The sequence below is a fragment of the Acidiplasma aeolicum genome, assembly GCF_001402945.1.
GTDB classification, from domain to species: Archaea; Thermoplasmatota; Thermoplasmata; order Thermoplasmatales; family Thermoplasmataceae; genus Acidiplasma; species Acidiplasma aeolicum.
This window is the reverse complement of record NZ_LKBG01000133.1, coordinates 1-1,362: the sequence shown is the minus strand read 5'-3', so window position 1 is coordinate 1,362 and position 1,362 is coordinate 1. Positions and strand designations below refer to the sequence as shown.

At 32.8% G+C, this 1,362-nt stretch carries 1 protein-coding gene; it reads right to left on the bottom strand.

Annotated elements, in window-relative coordinates; genetic code table 11:
• Positions 1–122: 122 nt before the first annotated feature.
• Entirely contained in the window at positions 123–1,286 is a 1,164-nt protein-coding gene (locus AOG54_RS03575; RefSeq protein WP_156318775.1) for an IS110 family transposase, read from the bottom strand.
• Between the last annotated feature and the right edge of the window lie 76 nt (positions 1,287–1,362).

The window sequence follows — 1,362 nt, the reverse complement described above, 5'->3', positions numbered from 1 at the left end:
AATAAGGGCTGTAAAGCCTGAGAATATTGTACAGGAAATGATGTTAAAGGTTTATTTTTACAATGAATTTAATAAATTAAAGGAGGGATATCAATTATGCAACTCCTATGAAAAACCTATACTTAACAATCTTTTATGCCTCCGCGGTATATTAAATTTGCTGAATCGCCCTGCACATTGCCATTGTTAGCAATTCTTCTCATATTATTTATTTTCTTCATTGACAGTTCTTCAAGCCTCCTGAAGTATAATTCATTAGGATTGATTGTTTCCTTTCTTTCCTGATCAACAAACTTTACATTGTTCTTAAGCATTGAATATATTGTTTCTGCTAATATCCTTGCTATGGCTATTATTGACCTCTTCTTCCCTAATCGTCTTACTATGCTGAGGTACTTGGATTTGAACTTCTTTGTAAACTTTATAAGTGAATGCACTGTTTCAACTAAAAAGAATCTCAATATGGAAGGGCCATGCTTCGTTATATGCCCCTTTACCGTCTTAGTTCCTGATGAGTATTCACTGGGTATCAGTCCAGTGTATGAGGCAAACTTAAGCTTATTATCGAATCTATTTATTGTTCCTATTTCTGATAATATTCCTGCTGCTGTGTAGAAGTTTATTCCAGGAATTGTCATTAATAATTTTATATTATTATTGTTATCTGATATTGATGATATCTCTGTTTCTATTTCCCTTTCCCTATCCTTAATGTATGATATATCGCTTAACAGTGATCTTAAAACTATCCTGTCAGAGTAATTAAGATTGCTGTAATTACTCTCTATCTCCCTTAATCCCTTCCTTCCGAACGGGTCTGTGGCTTTTATTATTATTCCATATGATGTTAACAATGCATGTATTTTATTCTTCTTTAAAGTTAACTCCTCTCCAAGTGAATGCCTGTATCTAACCAATGATCTGATATTCTCTATTTCCCCTGATGGAATGTATATCTCCTTCATTCCTCCCTTTCTGTATACATCTGCAAGCTGGAATGAATCCTCCCTATCTGTCTTCTTGTAATTATTTGATATTTCAGGAACCTTTGCAGGATTAATCAGATGTATCGTATAGTTTAATTTTAATAATTCCTTACAAAGATATTTACCGGATGTTGATGATTCTATTACTATATCATGATCCTTGTAAACTGATAAAAACTTATTAACCTGCTCCATATTATTTTCCATATTTCTCTGGATAATAATATTACCATCATTTTCCATTACCGTAGCATATACGGAACGTTTATGTACATCCAAACCTATTACTATATCGATCACCTCCTAGTGGTTCTGTGAGATTCAGAATCGAAGACTCGACAAACTCCTATTCACCTTATTAAATATTAATAAGGTA